The organism is Pseudomonas sp. Pso3 (genome assembly GCF_055393275.1).
Window position 1 is genome coordinate 1693430 of record NZ_AP043687.1, and the last position, 20688, is coordinate 1714117.

The 20688-nt window shown below is 63.2% G+C and carries 16 protein-coding genes, 1 tRNA gene and 1 pseudogene; 7 read left to right on the forward strand and 11 right to left on the reverse strand.

The features are described 5' to 3' along the window. Nucleotides 1–14: 14 nt before the first annotated feature. Nucleotides 15–90, forward strand: a tRNA-Lys gene (locus tag ACZ5R1_RS07995). 565 nt (nucleotides 91–655) lie between these two features. Here ACZ5R1_RS07995 and ACZ5R1_RS08000 read toward each other — a convergent pair. From ACZ5R1_RS08000 to ACZ5R1_RS08015, 4 genes are all read right to left on the reverse strand, one after another. Beyond that, complete coding sequence (locus ACZ5R1_RS08000) at nucleotides 656–1969, reverse strand: methyl-accepting chemotaxis protein (protein ID WP_051399114.1); 1314 nt, start codon at nucleotides 1967–1969, stop codon at nucleotides 656–658. Nucleotides 1970–2688: 719 nt separating this feature from the next. Next, nucleotides 2689–3357 (reverse strand): 3-isopropylmalate dehydratase small subunit, encoded by a 669-nt coding sequence (gene leuD / locus ACZ5R1_RS08005; RefSeq protein ID WP_077172438.1) that lies wholly within the window; start codon nucleotides 3355–3357, stop codon nucleotides 2689–2691. An 11-nt stretch (nucleotides 3358–3368) separates the two neighbouring features. Beyond that, on the reverse strand, nucleotides 3369–4787 hold the full coding sequence (gene leuC, locus ACZ5R1_RS08010) for a 3-isopropylmalate dehydratase large subunit (protein WP_464713006.1): 1419 nt from the start codon (nucleotides 4785–4787) through the stop codon (nucleotides 3369–3371). A gap of 110 nt (nucleotides 4788–4897) precedes the next feature. Beyond that, a complete protein-coding gene (locus ACZ5R1_RS08015) occupies nucleotides 4898–6259 on the reverse strand; it encodes a dicarboxylate/amino acid:cation symporter (RefSeq protein WP_464713007.1) in 1362 nt (453 codons plus the stop codon). A gap of 485 nt (nucleotides 6260–6744) precedes the next feature. Here ACZ5R1_RS08015 and ACZ5R1_RS08020 point away from each other — a divergent pair, with 485 nt between their 5' ends. Continuing rightward, nucleotides 6745–7668, forward strand: a complete 924-nt coding sequence (locus ACZ5R1_RS08020) for a LysR family transcriptional regulator (protein ID WP_027599942.1) — start codon at nucleotides 6745–6747, stop codon at nucleotides 7666–7668. 315 nt (nucleotides 7669–7983) lie between these two features. Here ACZ5R1_RS08020 and mqo read toward each other — a convergent pair whose 3' ends face one another. The 4 genes from mqo to ACZ5R1_RS08040 all read right to left on the reverse strand — a co-directional run bounded on the left by mqo (nucleotide 7984) and on the right by ACZ5R1_RS08040 (nucleotide 13158). After that, on the reverse strand, nucleotides 7984–9495 hold the full coding sequence (gene mqo / locus ACZ5R1_RS08025; RefSeq protein WP_464713008.1) for a malate dehydrogenase (quinone): 1512 nt from the start codon (nucleotides 9493–9495) through the stop codon (nucleotides 7984–7986). A 16-nt stretch (nucleotides 9496–9511) separates the two neighbouring features. Further along, nucleotides 9512–9907: a cupin domain-containing protein gene (locus ACZ5R1_RS08030; protein ID WP_044340800.1), complete on the reverse strand. Its 396-nt coding sequence runs from the start codon at nucleotides 9905–9907 to the stop codon at nucleotides 9512–9514. Nucleotides 9908–10003: 96 nt separating this feature from the next. Then, nucleotides 10004–10912 (reverse strand): AEC family transporter, encoded by a 909-nt coding sequence (locus ACZ5R1_RS08035; RefSeq protein ID WP_027599939.1) that lies wholly within the window; start codon nucleotides 10910–10912, stop codon nucleotides 10004–10006. Nucleotides 10913–11532: 620 nt separating this feature from the next. After that, nucleotides 11533–13158 carry a methyl-accepting chemotaxis protein gene (locus tag ACZ5R1_RS08040; protein WP_464713009.1) on the reverse strand — a complete coding sequence of 542 codons (1626 nt, stop codon included), beginning with the start codon at nucleotides 13156–13158 and terminating at the stop codon, nucleotides 11533–11535. Between the two features lie 313 nt (nucleotides 13159–13471). Between ACZ5R1_RS08040 and ACZ5R1_RS08045 the strand changes: the two genes are divergently transcribed. The 3 genes from ACZ5R1_RS08045 to ACZ5R1_RS08055 all read left to right on the forward strand — a co-directional run bounded on the left by ACZ5R1_RS08045 (nucleotide 13472) and on the right by ACZ5R1_RS08055 (nucleotide 15226). Further along, a complete protein-coding gene (locus ACZ5R1_RS08045; protein WP_042133280.1) occupies nucleotides 13472–13864 on the forward strand; it encodes a RidA family protein in 393 nt (130 codons plus the stop codon). Between the two features lie 289 nt (nucleotides 13865–14153). Then, the gene (locus ACZ5R1_RS08050; RefSeq protein WP_464713010.1) at nucleotides 14154–14603 is read left to right on the forward strand and encodes a hypothetical protein; all 450 of its coding nucleotides are present in this window, start codon (nucleotides 14154–14156) and stop codon (nucleotides 14601–14603) included. Between the two features lie 224 nt (nucleotides 14604–14827). Beyond that, nucleotides 14828–15226 (forward strand): hypothetical protein, encoded by a 399-nt coding sequence (locus tag ACZ5R1_RS08055; protein WP_027599935.1) that lies wholly within the window; start codon nucleotides 14828–14830, stop codon nucleotides 15224–15226. Between the two features lie 54 nt (nucleotides 15227–15280). Here the strand turns inward: ACZ5R1_RS08055 and ACZ5R1_RS08060 are convergent, their stop codons facing one another. From ACZ5R1_RS08060 to ACZ5R1_RS08070, 3 genes and pseudogenes are all read right to left on the reverse strand, one after another. After that, on the reverse strand, nucleotides 15281–17272 hold the full coding sequence (locus ACZ5R1_RS08060; RefSeq protein ID WP_464713011.1) for a putative bifunctional diguanylate cyclase/phosphodiesterase: 1992 nt from the start codon (nucleotides 17270–17272) through the stop codon (nucleotides 15281–15283). A gap of 183 nt (nucleotides 17273–17455) precedes the next feature. Then, nucleotides 17456–18328 carry a methyl-accepting chemotaxis protein gene (locus ACZ5R1_RS08065; protein WP_414704449.1) on the reverse strand — a complete coding sequence of 291 codons (873 nt, stop codon included), beginning with the start codon at nucleotides 18326–18328 and terminating at the stop codon, nucleotides 17456–17458. A gap of 33 nt (nucleotides 18329–18361) precedes the next feature. Continuing rightward, nucleotides 18362–19420: pseudogene (locus ACZ5R1_RS08070) on the reverse strand (methyl-accepting chemotaxis protein); the annotation flags it as partial. Nucleotides 19421–19819: 399 nt separating this feature from the next. Between ACZ5R1_RS08070 and ACZ5R1_RS08075 the strand changes: the two are divergent. Next, complete coding sequence (locus tag ACZ5R1_RS08075) at nucleotides 19820–20062, forward strand: DUF1654 domain-containing protein (RefSeq protein ID WP_100168972.1); 243 nt, start codon at nucleotides 19820–19822, stop codon at nucleotides 20060–20062. Between the two features lie 76 nt (nucleotides 20063–20138). Beyond that, a complete protein-coding gene (locus tag ACZ5R1_RS08080; protein ID WP_037007895.1) occupies nucleotides 20139–20663 on the forward strand; it encodes a GNAT family N-acetyltransferase in 525 nt (174 codons plus the stop codon). Nucleotides 20664–20688: the final 25 nt, after the last annotated feature.

The window sequence follows — 20688 nt, forward strand, 5'->3', positions numbered from 1 at the left end:
TGGCGCCCACTAACGGGTCGTTAGCTCAGTCGGTAGAGCAGTTGGCTTTTAACCAATTGGTCGTAGGTTCGAATCCCACACGACCCACCATCTTCACCAGAAACCCTCCGCAAGGAGGGTTTTTGCGTTTCAGGCCTATGGCCAGGAAAACTAAAAGGCTCTCTCAGACTGCGAGTAGTTCTTGCCCTGAGGTGTAATCGCCAAGTCAGGCGTGTGGCCGGCCTGGGTTGTACGCTTGAAGGCTGGGCCTGCTGCCAACGCTAGACGCTCAGACAGTGCCGCTCTCGTCTGGGATGGAACGGCTACCGGCACGGTAGTCGCCGAAAAGGTGCCCGGCGCCTGAGGCACGGTTGGAGATTGCCGGACAGGCAGCGTCACCTCGGGCGTCTGAACCGGCGCGGATGTCAGCGCCACGCCGGTGGGCACGGATTCGACTGCGACAGGAGAGAGGTGTTCGGTAGGGGAGGCGTCATGCGCCCTGGCGTGGCGAACGGTTGGCTTCATATCGGCAAAAAAAAGCCCCCGCGCATGGCGGGGGCAGATTCAGTGTGAAGCCTTCAGATAAGCCAACCTGAAAGATGAGCTGGAGCACTCTCTCTAGCTGACTGCACCGCCAGTTGGCGGTTCAGGCCAGGCAGCCAAGGCGTGCGCACCGTCACTGTTGAATCATGGTGGCCGCCCGCTGCGTCGCTTCGGACGTGCGCGTCGCCAGCTTGCGAACTTCGTCGGCCACCACCGCAAAGCCTCGTCCGGCCTCGCCGGCTCGTGCCGCTTCGATCGCGGCATTGAGCGCCAGCAGATTGGTCTGGGCGGCGATGCCCTGGATCGAACTGACGATATCGGTGACGTTCTTCAGGTTTTCTTCCATCTCGCGATGCTGGGCCTGCTGAGAATCGCGAAGGGCATTCTGCTCATGGGTGGCATGGATATCGGTCAGGGCGCCCACCACCCGCATTGGCGTGCCGTCATGGGCGCGTCGGGTCTGACCCCGTGCCCTGAACCAGCGGTAGCTGCCATCCTTCAATTTCAGGCGGTAGGTGATATCGAAGCCCGTCTTGCCACTGCGGTCGTTGAGGTGGGCACCAAAGGCCTCGATGCTGCGTTGTTTGTCCTCGGGATGCAGGCGGGACGCCCAGCTGTCGAGAACATCGGGAAATTCTTCGACTGTCTCGAATCCCAGCAGGCGGCGGAACTGGGGCGACCACCAGAAGGGATTCTGCGGATTGACCGGATCGCCCGCTATCACCTCCATGTCCCAGAGACCATCGTTGAGCATTTCGCGGGCAAGCTCGAAACGCGTCAGGGTCACCTCGAGTTCAGCATCGCGCTGGCGCTGATCATGGATGTCCCTGAGGGAGCCCGCCACACGCAGCGGCGTACCCTTGGCGTCGCGGAGGGTCTCGCCGCTCGCACGAAACCAGCGATATTCGCCGCTCTTGGTCGCTACCCGGTACTCGATGTCATAGGGGGTGTTGCCGCTGCGATCATTCAGGTGCCGGGCGAATGCGTCCAGAGTCGGTTTGCTGTCCTCCGGGTGTAGCCGATTGGCCCAGCTTCCGAGCTCGTTCGGGAAGTCCTGCTCGTTGCGAAAGCCCAGCAGGGCGCGAAACTGATCCGACCACCAGAACGCATTACGCGGGTTGACCGGATCTCCGGCGACCACTTCCATATCCCACAGGCCTTCACTGGTAGCACGATTGACCAGGTCGAAGCGGGTTGCCAAACGGTCAGCCGCGGCTTCGCGCTCGGCGAGGCGAGCGGTCAGCTGTTCGATCTCGCTTTGCATCTCGTGCAACTGGGCGTCGAGTGTCCCCTGGCGAGCCAGCAGTACCTTCAGGCCTTCAGCTACCCTGCGCACCGGGGCTGGCCCGGTGAGCGAATCGAGCCTGGCTGCGGCCTCGGGTTGCTCGACAGCGGAAGCGATTACGTCGAGACCACGCATGATGGACAGATGCTGAAGGATGGACATAGGGCGGTTCCAGGTAGGTGATATGGCCGGACATGTGATGTCTGTTTGATATCAAATGTCGGCACGAGCGCAATTATCTTTAACGCGATATTCAAGCTGGGTTGCAGATCGAACGTGCGGTCAATGTGTGGCGACGGCGCAGAGACTCGCGGAGGCCCATCGGTAAAACACAGACGATAGGGCGGTTTCAAACGGCCCAGCGAGTCCATTACTGAATGGGCCAGTTGCACCCGGCCCTGAACCATCCGCTGCTTGTACTACAGCATTCGCCACAGCTGCGGATCGATGCTGAGCTTCATGAGCGGGATCTTGACCGCCGGCGGTGCTGCGTAACGTGGTCGGGCGGCCCACAGCCGTTAGCGGGAAGACGCGAAAGGCCGCGTTGAGGTGAGGGCAGCGCGCGGCCTCCATCTGCCTGACGATGGCCAGCAGATGGATATGGAGGAGGGCGAACGGGTGCTGCTCGAGATGCCATCGATCTGTCGACGCGGCGGCATCGCTTATGCATTCTTCACGCCGGTGTAGTTGGACACAGGGAGGATCTAAACAACGCAACCACGGCCCCACTGGGGCCCCTCTCTCTCCGAAAGCCGACCTGAACGGAGCGATGAGTGGTCGTCCGCCAGGTTGTCTTTACCACCAGAGCGAGAGGGGATATCGGCTTATTTCAAGGTGAAGCTGATGTCACTGAAACAAGGGTGATCAGAGGTTCATGGCCGTTACCCAAGCGCTGGTGCCAGCTCTTCAGCATTTCTGAACAACCAGGGCTGACGGGCACGGTGCTTGACCTCGAACGCTCGGATCGCATCGGCTTCCAGCAAGGTCAGGCCGATATCATCCAGTCCTTCGACCAGGCAGTGTTTGCGGAAGCCGTCGATCTCGAAGCTCAGAACCTTGCCATCGGGGCGGGTCACGGTCTGGGCCTGCAGGTCGATGTGCAGCCGATAGCCCGGATTGGCTTCAACCTGCTTGAAAAGCTCGTCCACTTCGCTATCGCTCAAAACGATCGGCAGCAGGCCGTTCTTGAAGCTGTTGTTGAAGAAGATATCGGCGAAACTCGGCGCGATGATGCTGCGGAAACCGTATTCCTCCAAGGCCCAGGGCGCATGCTCGCGACTGGAGCCACAGCCGAAGTTCTCCCGGGCGAGCAAGACGCTGCTACCCTGATAACGCTCGGCGTTAAGGACGAAATCCCGGTTCAGTGGCCGCTTGGAATTGTCCTGGTACGGCTGTCCCTCATCCAGGTAGCGCCATTCATCAAACAGATTGGGGCCGAAACCCGTCCGGTAAATCGACTTCAGGAATTGCTTGGGAATGATCTGGTCGGTGTCGACGTTGGCGCGGTCCAGAGGGGCGACCAGTCCTGTGTGCTGGGTAAAGGCTTTCATGCTTGTCTCCTTCAGATCAGATCGCGGACGTCGACGAAACGACCATTCACCGCCGCGGCGGCGGCCATGGCCGGGCTGACCAGGTGGGTACGACCACCGGCTCCCTGACGCCCGGCGAAATTGCGGTTGGAGGTGGAGGCGCAATGCTCGCCGGACTCCAGGCGGTCCGGGTTCATTGCCAGGCACATCGAGCAACCTGGCTCGCGCCACTCGAAACCGGCTTCGAGGAAAATCTTGTCCAGGCCCTCCGCTTCGGCCTGGGCTTTCACCAGACCCGAGCCCGGCACGACCAGGGCCTGCTTGATGGTCGAAGCCACTTTGCGGCCCTTGGCGATCACGGCCGCAGCACGCAGGTCTTCGATCCGCGAATTGGTGCAAGAGCCAATGAACACGCGATCGAGCTGGATGTTGGTGATGGCCTGGTTAGGGGTCAGGCCCATGTACTTCAAGGCACGGACGATGGAATCGCGCTTGATCGGGTCCAGCTCCTGGGCAGGATCGGGAACGCTCTGGTCCGCGGCCAGGACCATTTCCGGCGAAGTGCCCCAGCTGACTTGTGGCTTGATCTGCGCGGCGTCGAGCTCGACGACCTTGTCGAAATGGGCGCCGGCGTCAGACACCATATCTTTCCAGGCTTCGACGGCCATCTCCCACTCCACGCCTTTCGGGGCGAACGGGCGACCCTTGACATAGGCGATGGTTTTTTCGTCCGTCGCTACCAGGCCGACGCGGGCGCCGGCCTCGATGGCCATGTTGCAGATGGTCATGCGGCCTTCCATGGACAGGGCGCGGATGGCGCTGCCCGCGAACTCGATGGCGTGGCCGTTACCCCCGGCGGTACCGATCTTGCCGATTACCGCGAGGATGATGTCCTTGGCGGTGACCCCGAACGGCAATTGGCCATCGACGGAAACCAGCATGTTCTTCATCTTCTTGGCGACCAGGCACTGGGTCGCCAGCACATGCTCGACCTCGGAGGTGCCGATACCGTGTGCCAGCGCAGCAAAGGCGCCGTGGGTGGCGGTGTGGGAATCGCCGCAGACCACGGTCATGCCCGGCAGGGTGGCGCCCTGTTCCGGCGCGATGACATGGACGATACCGTGGCGAACGTCGTTCATCTTGAATTCGGTGATGCCGTACTGATCGCAGTTGTCGTCGAGGGTCTGCACTTGCAGACGCGAAACCGGATCGGTAATGGCGGCGATGCCGCCCTTGCGCTCCGGCGTAGTCGGCACGTTGTGGTCCGGGGTCGCAATGTTGGTATCGACTCGCCATGGCGTGCGGCCACTCAGACGCAGGCCTTCGAAGGCTTGCGGGGAAGTCACTTCGTGAATGATGTGACGGTCGATATAGAGCAGCGCCGAGCCATCGTCGCGCTGTTTAACCAGGTGCGAATCCCAGAGTTTGTCGTAAAGCGTTTTGCTAACCATCGCAATATCCTGCTTTGAGTTTTTGTCTGCCAGGAAACTGGCTCTTAGATCGAATCGAGCAATGAGTGCGTGTTTTTCATCTACAGGTACTGAACAAAACTGAACCTTTATCAGTGTTTGAGCGCCCGACTTGTAACATCGGGCAGTTGCACGAGAGTCTCGCTCGGTGACGTGGCCGATTTGGCGGTCTCGGATCGTGCAGCATTGGGCGCCTCTTCCGATTCTTCGCCATTGAGCGCTCTATTCATCTTGTTGGCGTCCAAGGCGCCGACCCACTTGGCAATGGCCATCGTCCCCACACCATTGCCAATCGTGTTGGTGATCCCCCGCGCCTCGGACATGAAACGATCCACGCCCAGCAGCAGCACCATGCCGGCCACCGGGATGGTGTCGAGCGAGGCCAGGGTCGCGGTGAGGATGATGAAGCCTGCGCCGGCCACGCCCGCGGAGCCCTTGGAGGTAAACATCAGAACGGTCAGCACGATCAGCTGATCGGTCAGTGTCAGAGGCGTGTTGGTCGCCTGAGCGATAAAGATGGCGGCAATGGTGTAATAGATGGCCTGTCCATCGGGATTGAAGGTCAAGCCCGATGGGATGACGAGCCCTGCCACCGGCTTGGATACACCCGCTCTTTCCATCTTCGAGATCATTTGTGGCAACACCGATTCGGAAGAGCAGGTCCCCAGCACGGTGAACAGTTCTTCCTTGATGTACTTCAGGAACTTCCAGAGGCTGAAGCCGCTGTAGCGGCAGATCGGCCCCAGCACGAAGATCACGAAGAGGGCGCAGGTGAGATAGACGCAGGCCACCAGCTTGCCCAGCGAAAACAGCGAGCCGAATCCGTATTTGCCGATGGTGAAGGCGATCGCTCCGAAGGCACCGATAGGCGCCAGGCGCATCACCATGCTGACGATCCGAAACATGCCTTGCGTCAGGCTGTCGAGCGTGTCCACGAAGAGCTTCGCCCGAGGCCCGGCATTGGCCAGGGCTACCCCCAGCAAGACGGAAAAGAGGAGGATCTGCAGCACGTTTCCTTTCGCGAAGGCATCGACGATCGTGTGGGGAATGATGCCCATCAAGAAGTCCATGGCCGACGTATGCTTGGCCGCCGTGGCATAGCCGCTGAGACTTGAGGTATCCAGGGTCGAGACGTCGACATTCATTCCACTGCCGGGGCTCAATACATTGGCCACCACCAGACCGACGACAAGCGCCAGGGTGGAAACCACTTCGAAATAGATCAGGGCGCGAAAACCGACCCGCCCCAGTTCTTTCATGTTTTCCATGCCCGCGATGCCCGTCACTACGGTCAGGAAGATGACCGGCGCCAAGAGCATCTTGATGAGCTTGATGAAGGCGTCACCCAGAGGTTTCAGCGCGGCGCCCGTTTCGGGAAACAGTACACCGACAAGGGAGCCGACTATTACGGCGAGCAATACCTGTACATATAGCTTTCCGAGCGCTTTTTTCATTATGGAATCCTGCATTGTTATTTTTGTCAGGAGACATCGCGAGAACAGTTTTCTGTTCGGCCGCGGGATGTCTGAATCATCACTTCAGGCAATCAAGCCGATCAGCGATCAATCTTCTTCAGTAATGCGTTCGTCTAATGCGTGTTGGGCTTTCAGGCTTCTTACGGACGAGCGGAATGGCTGCAGCTATCTCCTCGGTTAACATCAAGGGTTTGGATATAACCTGGTTATAACAGGCATGCTTCGACGCTGACTTTCTTCGCCGGAATAGGCGGGCCTATGATCCGGTGGCCTGGTTCTTAGTTCGCTACGCACGCCTGAAAGCTGCTTCGGTCGTAATTGTCCCGATAACAGGGTCTGGCTCGCCAGCAGGCTCGTGACCTGGCTGGCCGCAGGCTGTTCAGCAGAAGGTGATAGGAGTATATATAGTGATCGCTACAGTGTGAGTGCTTAGAAATTACTACTTAATTAACTCTGGGTTAACAATGAGTCAGACCCTCGATCTCGCCTTCTTCCATCTGCTCGCGGAGAAGGGCAGCCTGGCGGCGACAGCCCGTGATCTGGGCGTGACGCCGCCGGCGGTGAGCAAACGTCTGAGCGCGCTGGAGGCACGCCTGGGCATTCGCCTGGTCAATCGCACCACCCGCTCCATGAGCCTGACCGCTGAAGGTGAGATGTATTTCAGCCACGCCGAACGCATCCTCACTCAGATCAACGAGGTGGAGCAGCTGGTCAGCAGTTGTCGCGCCACACCCAAGGGCCTGATACGCGTCAATGCGACCCTGGGTTTTGGCCGGCGCTATATCGGCCCGGCCCTAGCGGCCTTTCATACCCGTTATCCGGAAGTGAAGGTGCAACTCGAGCTCAGCGATCACCCTCTGGATCTTGCGACCCATGGTTTCGATCTGGCCATCCGCATCGGCAACCTCCCGGATGCGGCTTTCCACGCACGCAAGATCGCCGCCAATCGCCGACTGCTATGCGCCTCTTCCCTGTATCTGGAAAAGCATGGCACCCCGACCCGACTCGCGGACCTGCAGAACCATAGCTGTATCTTTCTGCGGCAGAATGAGGCGACCTACGGCGTCTGGAACTTCAATCATGGCGGGCGAACCCAGAATGTTAAGGTCCATGGCGTACTGAGCTGTAACGACGGCGAGGTGGCCCTGAATTGGGCGCTGGAAGGGTATGGGATTCTGCAGCGTTCCGAATGGGATCTGGCCCGCTATGTACGCAGCGGTCGCCTTAAAGTCGTGTTGGAAGACTACACCGAGCAGGCGGATATCTATGCGGTGTATCCGCAACAACTGCATCTGTCGGCTCGAGTGCGCAGCCTGATTGATTTCCTGGTCGAGCGTTTCTCCAACATCAACGCCATGGGTGAAGATTCAGGCCATCCCGAAGACTGACTACATCCTGCTGAACTCCGGCCAGGTGGCGAAGGATGGCCGTCTTCGCCGAAGCAGGGATCTCTAAGCGGTCACCGCCAGGGTGCCGAATCTCAACCTGGCTGCCGTAGATCTGCCGCAAGATATCGTCACGCCTGCTCCAGGCCCAATGGTGAACAAAAAGGATGGCATTGCCGCGGGTATTGCCCAGGTCATTACTCGATGCCCGAGAAGGTAGCGGTAGCGGAGACACTGACTACTGCGCTGCGCTACCGCCACGCTGGCAACGCCCAGCCGCCTTGCTGCTGGGCAGGGATGGGCTGAGGCTGGCCTGTCTCAGACGTCAACGATCCCCAGGACCTTGGCGGTCTCGGCGCGACTCTGCCGGCAGGCCGCCGCATCGGTCTTCAGATCGAGGCCGTAGGTGGGCAGGATGAGTCGCAGCGCCGGCAGCCAGGCGTCTTCGGTGAGGCGCTCCGGGAAGCAGGTTTCCAGCACCTCCAGGGCGATGGCCGCCGCCGTCGAGGCACCGGGCGAGGCGCCCAGCAGCGCGGCGATGGACCGATCCGCAGCGCTCACCAGTTCGGTGCCGAATTCCAGTTCACCCTTCTTGCTCAGCAGGCCGTGCTGACCGGTGGGCTTGATGGTCTGCACCCGCTGCCCGGCCACGGCTTCCTGCCAGTCGCGCTTCAGCGCCAGGGGGAAGAATTGCTGCAGCATGGCGAACTGCTGGTTGGCGCTCTGGAAGATCTGCCCGATCAGGTACTCGGTCAGGTCCAAATTGTCCTTGGCCACGTTCAGCAGCGGCAGGATGTTGTCGTGGCGCAGCGAGGTGAAGAGATCGGTCAGGGCGCCGTGCTTGAGAAAGCGCGTGGAAAAGCCCGCATAGGGTCCGAACAGCAACGAGCGCTGACCACCGACGATGCGGGTATCCAGGTGCGGTACCGACATCGGCGGCGAGCCCGAGGGCGCCTTGCCATAGACCTTGGCCTGGTGCCGTTCGGCCAGCGCCGGGACATCGCAGCGCAGCCAGATGCCGGAGATGGGAAAGCCGCCAAAGCCATGGCCTTCCGGGATGCCGGACTTCTGCAGCAGCGGCAGCGAGCCACCGCCCGCGCCGATGAAAACGAACCGAGCGGTGACCTCCGTCCGCCCGCCGTGCTCGACGTCCTCCACCGTCACCCGCCAGCGACCGCTGTCGGTACGCGCCAGATCTACCACCCGCTGGTGATAGTGCACGGCGAAGCCCGACTGCTGGCTGAGCTGGCGCACCAGCAGGTGGGTGAGGGCACCGTAATCGACGTCGGTCCCGGTCACCATGCGGGTCGCGGCCACCGGCTCGTCGGCGCTGCGGCCTTCCATGATCAGTGGTGCCCACTGGGCGATCTGCGCGCGGTCTTCGCTGTATTCCATGCCGTGATAGCAGTGATGGGCGCTCATGGTGCGGTAGCGCTCACGCAGGAAGGCGACGTTGTCCGCGCCCCAGACGAAACTCAGGTGCGGGCAGGCGTGGATGAAGGCCTGCGGATCGGGGATGGCGCCCTTGCGGACCAGATGGGCCCACAGCTGGCGCGAGACGTCGAACTGGGTGTTCACCTTGAGCGCCTTGGCGATGTCGACGCTGCCGTCGTCCCGTTGCGGGGTGTAGTTCAGCTCGCAATTGGCGGCATGGCCGGTGCCGGCGTTGTTCCAGCCCTGGGAGCTCTCCTGGGCGCAATCGTGCAGGCTCTCGAACAGGGTGACGCTGAGGGTGGGGTCCAGCTCCTTGAGCAGGGTGCCCAGGGTGGCGCTCATGATGCCGGCGCCAATCAGCACGACGTCGGGTGAATCCGTGGAAGACAGGGACATGATCGGTTGCTCCAGGTCAGGCGGCGGTATGGGGGACGAAGCGCAGGTCGGCGCCGGGTTCGTAGATGACATAGGCACGACGCCAGGGCTCGTCGCCGAGCAGCTTCCAGCGGTGCCCGGAGCCGGTGTCGTCCTGGGCCAGCAACACGTCGCCGGGCCGCAGCACGAAGGTCTGGCCTGACTTCACCTCGAATTCCAGGGTGCCGGTGAGGGTGATGACGAATTGGGGCTGCGGGTCCTGGTGCCAGGCGAAGGAGCCCCCCGCGGTGGTTTCCTGAAAGGACAGTTCGGTGACCGCGATCGGCAGGCCCGACGCCTTGCCGTGCAGGCCTTCGCCCAATTCCAGATGGCCTTCCTCGAACAGCGAATCACCCTCGCTGCCGGTCCAGAGCCGTACACATCGAATAGCCATTTCCGTCTCCTAAAGCCTGGGTGAGTGATCGGAGTGGGCGGATTTGCCGGATGGCACAGGGCATCCGCCAGGCCCTGAATGCGGGTGCGCCGCCTGCTACAGGTGGGCGGCCAGCACGATACCCAACGCTATGCCCGGGATGGCCAGCAGGGTGCTGAACAACACGCTGCGCGCCGCGTCCTCGCTGTAGACGCCATGGGCCATGGCCAGGGTGGGCGCTGCCGTGGCGGCAGGCAGCACGCCGAGCAGGAACACCTGCTGGAGCAGCTCGCCCTGCAGGCCGACGGCTAGGCCCACAGCGAGCATCACCAGCGGTTGCAGCAGATTCTTCAGCCCCAGGTTGAGGACGATGTCGCGATCGAGGCTCGGCCGGATGCCGGACAGGATCAGGCCGAGGGTGAACAGGGCAACGCCGCCGGCTGCCCGGCCGATCTCGTCCGTCGCCGACACCAGCAGCTGCGGCAGCCGGATACCCAGCAGCGCGCAGGCGAGGCCCAGCAGGGGCAGCAGTACCAGGGGCTGACGCAGGGCCTTGCCGAGCGCCTGGCGCGCGCCGCCGCCGCTCAACAGCACCAGCGACAGCGGGAGCACCAGCAGGGTGTAGATCAGGTTGCCGACGATCACCGCCAGCACGGCGGAGGGACCGACGGCAGCGATCAGGACGGGCGGCCCGCAGTAGGCCATGTTGGGAAAGGACACCGTGATGGCGCGCATGGTCGCTTCGCGCCAGGTGTGCCCGCCCCGGTAACGACCGAGCAGCAGACCCAGCAGCCAGATCCCGATCAGGCCGGACGCAAGAGTTGCCACATAGGGCAGGTTGAGAATCTGCTCGGGACGGGTTTTGGCGGCGGCGAGCAGCAGCGCAATAGGCAGGGCGAAGGTGACCACGAAGGTGGCGAGAGGCTTGCTCGCCGTTTGTTGCAGGATGCCCCAGCGGCCGGCGCACCAGCCCAGGGCCGTGACGAAGATGATGGGGGCGAGTGCCTGGGAAATGGTTTCGATCATGGCCGCTGCCTCGCCGTCACGGAGACAGGAAGCGCATTGCCAAAGTGCCTTGGATCAGCGAATGAACGGCTTGACATCCGAAACTCCCAATTCCGCGTAAGGCTGTCGGCAGTGGAGGAGGGCAAGGCGGTGTAGGCACGCAGGCAAGCGATACAACGGGCTCCGCTGCGTTTGAAAGGCTCTACAAAGGCCCTCTGCCTTTTTTAGGATGGCAAAGGGACACATTCGTTTACAGAGATGAATGACCGTTCGTCTGAATTAGACCTTGGTCTAATTTCAATACTAGGCAGATAGATGTTTCACCGTACGACGGCCAGGCCGGGACGACTTAGGACGTTACGCAGGCCGTCTAGATGGCTCCGAGGTCCTTGACGCTGCATTCCGCAGAGCTAGAGGTCCAGAAGTCAGGATGGCGCGCTCTGCCGATTACGGCGACGCCGTCCTCTCACTCGAACGACGTCATCGTTACTCCGTCCTAGCGCTCGCTCGGTACAGCCCGGAGCCCGTCGAGTATCACCCGTATCGGGTGGTACTCGACGTGTCGTAACCCTGCGTCAGCCTGCTGGCCGTTTGCCGACAGGACCCGGGACAGGGGGCGGTACCTGGAGGCGCGGCGACGTCTACACGCGGAACCGGCGAATCTGTCCGTTCAGCTCGACTGCCAGTTCAGACAGCTGCTGGCTGGCGGCGCGGGTCTGTTCTGCGCCGGTCGCCGTCTGGACCGACAGATCGCGGATCCGTACCAGATTGCGGTCGACCTCACGGGCCACCTGCGCCTGTTCCTCCGCGGCACTGGCGATCACCAGATTTCGCTCATCGATACCCGACACCGACTGGGCGATGGTCTCCAGGGCGCCACTGGCGGCCTGCGCCTGTTCGCGGGTCTGGCGCGCCTGGTCGGCACTAGTCAGCAAGGCATTCACGGTCTGGCCGGTACCGTGCTGGATGCTGCCGATCATCTTCTCGATTTCGCGCGTGCTGTCCCCAGTACGCTGGGCCAGGCCCCGGACCTCGTCCGCCACCACCGCGAAGCCGCGACCGGCATCGCCTGCCCGCGCGGCTTCGATGGCCGCATTGAGCGCCAGCAGGTTGGTCTGCTCGGCCACCGAGCGGATGACGTCGAGGACCTGGCTGATATTGCGGGTCTGTTCGGCCAGCTCGCGAGCGCGATCGCTGGCGCTCATCACGTTGTTGGTCAGGGTCTCGATCGCAACCAGGGTATTGCCCAGCTGCTGCTGGCCGTCACGCGCGCTGGCCGCGGCCTGGCGCGAATCGGTGGAGGTGGAGGTGGCGTTGCCGGCCACTTCCTCGACCGCCTGGCTCATCTCGGTCACCGCGGTGGCGGCCATCTCGATCTCGCTGTTCTGCTGCTGCAGGCGGTTGGCGCTCTCCTGCATGACGGCGGTCATTTCCTCGGCGGCGGAGGCCAGCTGGGTGGCCGACTGGCCCAGATGGCCCAGGGTGTCGCGTAGATTGGTCTGCATCTGCTGCATGGCCTGCAGCAGTTGGGCAGCCTCATCGTGACCACGGGCGTCCAGGGTCTGGGTCAGGTCGCCGCTGGCAATGACCCTGGCCGCGGCCACCGCGGTGGCTATGGGGTAGGTCAGGCTGACCGTCATGCGCCAGGCCAGCAGGAGGGGCAGGCCCAGCGCGAGGCCGATGGACAGCCAGGTGATCGTCTTGGAGTGGCTATAGGTGATGCCCGCGTCCTCGGTGGCTGCCTTGACGTCCTCCTGGTTCACCTTGCGCAGGGCCTCGGTGCTCTCGTTCATCTTGGTGCCCAGTTGGGCCATGGCCGCCTGCACCAGGGCCCGGCCTTCTTCCACCTTGCCGGCGGCGACCAGATCGGCCAATTTGTTGACATTGTTGAGGTAGTCCCGGTGGACCTGGCGCAGGGTCTCGAAGGCCTGGCGCTCACGGTCGGAGCTGACCATGCCGGCATAGCGGCCGAAGGCGTCGGCGACCTCGCCACTGATGCTCTCGATCTTCTTGCGCGTGTTGGCGACGGTAGCGGCATCAGGTATGGCCAGCAGGCGCAGCACCTCGATGCGGGTCCGGGCCAGTTGCAGGGCCAGGTTATCGGCTTCCACGATCCCCGGGATGCTGCTCGTTTCGATCACCAGACTCTGGTCCCTGATCTGCGACATCTGGGTGATGCCGAAAATACCCAGCCCGGCTACCAGCAAGGCGAGGAGGCCGAAGCACAGCAGGCTGCGGGTGGCGATGTTGAACGCGCGAAGGGTCATATCCATGTACCGGTTGAGGAGTGTGAGAAACGTAACGGCAAGGGTTGCGGTAACTTGAGAAAAAAGCTGTCTAGAACGCGTGTTTCAGCCGATTTTCGCTGTGAGGGCTTGAATCCGGGCAGTCGGTACGGGCTTCCGCCGAAAGCGACAGTCGTCTGCGGGATGAGTGACCCTGACCGTCACTCCAGGGGGTTGGGACGGCGCCCGAAAGGACAGACGCTCGAGGCAGCCCAGGAAAGGCCGGGGCTAGGCCGCGGACCGCGGCTGTTGTTAGCCTGTGCTTTCTGTGGCTATGGCCGTGAGCGCGAAGACGATGACAGACCGCCAGTTGATCATCCCTGACAGCATGAGCCTGCTCGTGGAGCGTGCGGGTTATGTCCCCGCCGTGAAGGTCGGCAAGACGCTCTATTGCGCAGGGCAGGTGGGCCGCACGCCGGACCTGGAGGTGATCGAGGACCCCGAGCAGCAATTCCGGGCAGCCTGGGAAAATCTTCGCACTGTCCTGGCCGCGGGTGGCTGCACCTTCCAGGACGTGGTCGAGCTGACGACGTTCCACGTCGACCTGCCCAGGCACATGCCAGTGTTCAGGCGCGTGAAGGATGCGCTTTTTCCCAGGGGGACGTGCGCCTGGACCTGCATCGGCGTCGCCGAACTGGCCCATGCCGGACTCCTCGCGGAGATCAAGTGCATCGCCGTGCAGCGATAGACCTGGCCGGCTGCGGCAGATGGGGCTGGCATTCGGGGTGATCTGTGCCTTACCGCCTCCACTTCACACGTCACGGCAGGTGCGGTTTCCACAAGCGAATTTGCTGCGTTCAACTGCCTCGAGAGCACCGGTCTGCTCGCGCGAGCGATCTTTCCTGCCTAGCGATCGACAGCGCCGGCAGAATATCGGCCGTAGCATTCACCGCGCGGCCCACGAGCGCGATTCTTCAACCGATTCAGGAAGCACTGAGATGCGGGCAGATGGCAGTGAAACGTCAACGAATTACCTCTTGCTGGGCTATGTCGATGCCGAGCTGTTGGCCCTGTACCAGGCCGGGATAGTGCCCACCCTCGAACTGGCGCGCACCCAGGCGGCGTTGACTGCTAAGGGTCAGGGCGAGGGGACAGCGGTAGCTCTATACGTCCAGCAGGACGCTGCGCCCGAGCCCGGGGACAAGCCGGGCCCGAGCGAGTCCGCTCGGCCGAATGAAGCGGGAGAACCTCAGCCCAATCCCTCGCTGGAAACCCTGGCCCACCATTTCGCTGCAGGCCGCGCTGACGCCTGCGAATGGCCGACCCCTGGCGGCCCCGAGCCACAGCTGGAGCTGCCAGACCACGGGGAAGACTACTCGGCACAGGAGCGACTCGAAGCCATTCACCTGGCGCTGGCCGCGCTCGAGGCCGAAGAAGAAATCAGCGTTCCGCTGCTCAAGCAGGTACCGGCGAAGTCAGCACCCTGAGGTCCTCCTGAGGCGGGTTGTCGGTCTGTCGAAAGGCGCTCAGGCAGATTCCTACCCAGGCCGCCTCTGACTTGCCGGAACCAGGGTCGTTGGGCACTCATTGCGCACCCAGGCCTTGCTGCAGGAAAAGAGGTGGTGGCAATTGGCCATGCATGCGATTAAGGTTAATAACCCTAACCTCAGTCTGTGTCATTCTAAGCGCCTTCTCCGCCGTTTCTTGCACTATGACCGCCTCACGAAGACCTCCTCGCGGTGCAGGCCGCACGGCCAAGCCCGATTCCCTCCGCGCTGCTCATGAGCAGATCACCCGCAACAGCGGCACCCTCGCCGATATCGCCAACCTGATCGAGATGGAAGGCAAGGCCAGGCCCGGGCGTGAGCAGCCTGCGCCCGCCACGCGCTCCCGTTCCGACGCCGGCAACCCGGCAGCGGCGTCCAAGGCCAAGGCGGCCGGGCAGACCGACCCTGACCACTTTCTGGTGCAGCCCGTGTTCGGGATACCGTTGGTGGCGCTGCTGGTCTGCGCCCTGATCCTGGGCGCCGCCGTGGGGGTGCCGCTCGGCGTGGTCACCTACGGGACCGCGCTCTACACGGCGGTCCTGGATAGCCTGGCGATCTTCTAAACGGGCCGGTGGCCGCTCTGCAGGCTGCCGTCATGGGCGGCCAGCGGCCGGGCCTCAGGCTTCCAGGGACGCCATCAGCTGCAATTGCTGACCGCTCGGCGCGGCCGCCGGCCTGCCCAGCAGATAGCCCTGGGCGAGCCGGACCCCCAGCTGCTGCAGCAGCGCCAGTTGTTCCGGGGTTTCCACGCCTTCGCAGAGCACCTCCAGCTTCATGGCCTTGCCCAGCAGCAACAGGGAGCTCAGCACCTCGCCGCGCTGTTCCTCATCCTGGATCGCCAGGATCCGCCGATCGATCTTGATCAACTGGAAGGGCAGTTCGAGGATGGGGCCCAGGCCGGCGAAGCCGCTGCCGAAGTCGTCCAGGGCCATGCGGATGCCCAGCAGCTGGAGGAGGGCGAAGGACTGGCGGGTCCGGGTATCTATGACCAGTTCCACCCCTTCGGTGACTTCCAGCACCAGGCGATTCGGCGCCAGGCGCGAGAGTCTGAGGGCCGCGGACACCCGCTCGTGCAGCATGGGATCGGCGAATTGCAGCGGCGAGAGATTGATGGAGACGCTCAGGTGCGGGGGCCACTGACTGGCCGCGAGACAGGCCTCCTTCACCACCCATTCGCCCAGGGCGATGATGAAGTTGCCCTGTTCGGCCAACGGGATGAACACCTCGGGCGAGACCAGGCCCAGGGTCGGGTGCTGCCAGCGCAGCAACGCCTCGTAACCCGTCACCTGCCTGGGCTCGACGCGGTAGATGGGCTGGTAGTGCAGCAGGAATTCGTTGCCCACCAGCCCCTTGCGGACATCTTCCGGCGTGAGCAGCTCGGCATGGTCCAGGGGCGCGCCGAGGATGGCATCGATGCCGCCCTCGAAGACCCGGTCACGGCCATCGCGCTTGGCGCGGTAGAGGGCGCGATCCGCACAGTCGAGCAGGTCCTCCGCGGTGCTCAGGCCGGCAAGACCGCTGCGGGCGATGCCGATGCTGACGGTGACCTGGGTCTTGTCATCCTGGCGGCCCTGGTGCGGGATCCGCAGGTCGCGAACGCGTTGCAGGATGGTCTTGGCGACGTCCAGCGCGGCGGCCGGACCGATCCGCTCCAGCAGCACGACGAACTCCTCGCCGCCATAGCGACCGACCCTGTCACCCGGGCCCAACCCGACCGCCAGGGCCTTGGCCACGGTGCGCAGGCAATCATCCCCGGCAAGGTGGCCGTAGTAGTCGTTGTAGCGCTTGAAGTGATCCACGTCGATCAGCAGTACGGCCCCCTGTTCGCCGGCCAGGCGCCGCTGCCAGAAGGCCTCCAGCAGCAGATGGAGCTGACGCCGATTGGCGAGGCCGGTGAGGGAATCCGTTTCCGAGAGGATCTGCAGATCCTGGTTGGCCGAATTGAGTGACGCCAGGCGGACTTCTTCACGCAGCTTGTAGAGATAGGAGCGGCGCCCTTCGACGTTCAGCCAGTAGCTGGCCAACAGGGAAAAGAAGGCCATGACGATGGCGTTGGTCATCATCAGCCCACCCACGATCGGTGACACCGGCGCTTCATGGACGGCAAGGGCGATCACCGACAGGGCGAAGCCATTGAACAGCAGGGCCGGCAGCAGCGGACTCTTCATGCAGGTGTTGACGAAGGCCAGCATCAGCGGCCAGGTAAAGATGAACAGCGTCTGATTCATCTCCCTGCCCGACGGGCCATTGATCACCAGGTTGTAGACCACCAGCAGGCCGACATAGAACGGCAGCGAGGCCAGGGTTTCGCGCCAGCGCGTCGGTACCCCGCGCAGCAGCACCACGACCAACAGCGCGAAGGGTGTGGCGATCCCCAGCATCTGGGCGGCCGCCCAGGGCAGGGCGTCTTGCAGCAGGAGCCACCACCAGATCAGAAAGCTGTTGTAGCTCAGGGTGCCGATGAGCAGGCAGCGCGTGAGGTGACGCGTGCGCTGCTTGTGGATGTCCAGCTGAAACAGGCGCTCCAGCACCGGGGTGAAGGCAAAGGGCCCGACCGGTTGGGCAAGCGTTTGATCGACGAGCCGACCCAGCTCTGGGGAGGTTTTCATGGCAAGCCCGGGCTGACAGGGTGGATAGCGACGTCCGAAGATAGACGTGTGATGTCAATATGATGGCATTCTGTGACCGCCTTCTCGTTTGGAGATTCGTCCCAGATGACCAGTGGTTGAGTTGGAGAACCTGACGGTCCGAGCCCCTGCCACAGGCCGCTGTGGCAGGGGGCTGGGCGTTTTTCAGACCTTGAAGCGGGTGGTCATCTCCTGCAGGCGTACGCCGATGCGGGCCAGCTCCATGCTCGAGGACGCCGTCTCTTCGCTGGCGGCAGCGGTCTGGTCGGAAATGTCGCGGACATTGGTGACGTTGCGACTGATCTCTTCGCCCGCCGCACCCTGCTGCTGTGCGGCGCAGGCGATCTGATCGTTCATCGATTCGATGTCCTTGACCGAGCGGGTGATGCGCTTGAGCATTTCGCCCGCCTCGCGCGACAGGCCGACGCTGCTGTCGGTCAACTGCACGTTGTGGTCGAGCACGGCCGCCATGCGATCGGTGCTCTGATGCAGGCCGGTGATGAGCTGGGCGATCTCGTCGGTCGAGGAGCGGGTGCGCTGGGCCAAGCCGCGGACCTCGTCGGCGACCACCGCGAAGCCGCGGCCCGCCTCGCCGGCCCGAGCGGCTTCGATGGCCGCATTGAGCGCCAGCAGATTGGTCTGCTCGGAAACGGCCTTGATCACGTCGAGCACGCCGCCGATGCTGTCGGCATGGCCACGCAGGGTGGCCATGGCCGCCTTGGTGGATGCCATTTCCTGCGCCAGCAGTTCGATCTGGGCGACGGCCTTGTCGACCGCCTGGTCGCCCTGCTGGGCCTGCTGACTGGCCTCCTGTGCCGAGCGGGCGGCTGCCCCGGCATTGCGCGCCACCTCGTGGGTGGTCGCCGTCATCTCCTGCATCGCGGTGGCGATCTGATCGGTCTCGATCTTTTGCGCCTGCACGCCAGCGCTGGTCTGCTCGGTCACCGCCGACAGCTGCTCGGCGGCACTGGCGACCTGGACGACGCCGTCCTTCATCTCGCCAATGAGTCCACGCAGGTTCGTGGTCATCTGCAGCATGCTGAGCTGCAGCGCGCCCAGTTCATCCTTGCGGGTCACCTCCAGCTGATGGGTGAAGTCGCCGTTGGCGACCGTCTGGGCCAGCAGAACGGTGTCCTTCAGGGGGCGGACGATGGAGCGGGTGATCAGCCAGGCGCCCAGCAGGCCCAGGGCGATCGCGATGGCCAGCCATACCAGCAACAGCTGACGTGCACCGCTCACATCCGCCAGCTGGAATTCCTTCTGGATCGCGGTCAGCTTGTCGGCCACCGACAGCAGCGTGGTGATGGTGGTGGTGATTCCGGCCTGGCCCTGATCCACCTGGACCTGGGCAGTGATCAGCTGTTGCAGGCGCTGCTGGTAGCCGGCGAGTTCCTTGCCAAGCGTCTGCAGCGTCTCGGTCGGCAAGGCGCTGGTCGTGGCGAGTCGTTTGACCTTTGCCTGGATACCGTCCAGGGCACCCTGGGCCGCGGCCTCGCTTTCCTTGGTAGGCGTGGTGGCATAGCTGCGCAGGGCAATGCGCATCTGCTGCAGGTCGATGAAGAGGGCCGCCACCTGCTGGCGGTCTTCGACTCGCCCATCCGGGGCGTTGGCCGCCGTGGCCAAGGCCAGCACATAGGTGTTGGCCGCTTCCGCCGTGGCGGTCGCCGCCTGCTGGATCGCCGCACGCTCCCGCGTGGCGGTCACGACCTGGGTGTAGAAGTCCCGATAGCGCTTGAGTGCGCCCTGGGCTTCGCTCAGCAGGGCTTCGTTGGCCTTCGAGTTGAAGTTGGGAACGATGCTCTGCAATTGAGCTTCGATCTTGTCCAGTGCGGCCAGCCATTTTGCCGCCTGGGCATCGTCGGCCTTGACGATATAGACGAGGCGCTCGATGCGCATGTCGCGCGCCAGGGTGCTGTAGCCGGAGATGTCGCCGATTCGTTCGCTGCGATCGCGCAGGGCGTCCGTGGCTTGCCAGCCGGTGTAGGCCACCAGCAGGATCATGCCGATGAGCAGGGAGAAGCCAAGCGCCAGCTTGGCCCGGACGCTGATGTTGCTGAGGAAATTCCAGCCATTGTGCTGCATTAGGACTACCTGGATAGAGGCCGGCGAGGACGAGTCTCCGGCGGACATGCGGTAATTGTTATCGCGATAGTTTTTCGCCCGCGGACGGACGTTGAATACCTGCCACCCTGGACGTAGCCTCCAGGGCCGTCGGTTAATCGCCGAGGCGAAGGCAGGTGCGAGTGCCCGCCAGGGGCGACCTGGACATAGCGGGTAAGTCTGACCATAACGGCGAAAAAGTGATCCATGTCACATCTTTCCCGGGGATGGTTGGTGCCAATTTATGGATGGACGGCGCCTGGTCTGCCGAGGGGAGCTCGGGTATCCGCCTGGTCAGCCGGATACAAGCCGGGTAGGGTCCGAGACAAGGGCGTGGACTGTTCGCTGGTGGACCGGAGCGGACAGCAACTTGCCAATTACCCGAATCGGGAAATACTGTATAAAAAAACAGGTATGGAGGCTGCGCCCATGGCATACAGCCAGTCGTCTCAGCTGACTTCCTATGACCGTCTGACGATGAGGGTCTCGCGGCTGGTCAACAACGCCCGCGGGGTCCTCGACAGGCACGTCCATGTGGAGCGCCTGGAGGCCAGCAGCGAAGACTGGGCGCTGTTGCTCGAGGCCTTCGAGGAGACCGAGGGGCTGATCGTGGCCCACCGTGACGACGGCAGCATCGACCTGTTCTGGAAGGTCTGCTACGACGATTTCTGAGCGGACGCGACAGGCTCGTCCAGTGCATCCGCCCTGGCTTCGGTAAGCGGATTGTCGATTGAAAGGGAGGTTGGCAATGAACATCCAGCGTCTGGGCCCGACCTGGGCTCCCGCCTATCGCCAGTTGATGCTGGACGCCTATGCCAGGCATCCGGAAGCCTTCACCTCCAGTCCTGCAGAGCGGGCCGGGCTGCCGCTCGGGTGGTGGGAGCGTCGTCTGCAGGAGGGTGACGGAGCAGGGGAACGGGTCTGGGGCGCGACCCAGGGCGCGGAGCTGCTGGGCGTGGTGGGGCTGAGCCGCGAGACGCGGGAAAAGGCTCGGCACAAGGCGACCCTGTTCGGCCTGTACGTGCCCGATCGGCACCGGCGGCTGGGCCTGGCGAAAGGTCTGCTCGGCGAATTGCTGGCCCAGGCAGCGACCTGGCCTGACCTGAGGGTCGTCCAGCTCACGGTCACCGAGGGCAATCAGGCCGCTCTGGCGCTGTACGAGCAGGCAGGCTTCAGCGTCTTCGGCAGAGAGCCGCTGGCGGTCGCCGTGGGAGATACCTGGTTCACCAAGCTGCACCTCTGGTGCGATCTGGACAGGTTGCGCCTCGGTTAGGACCCGCTCACCACATACGAAGCAC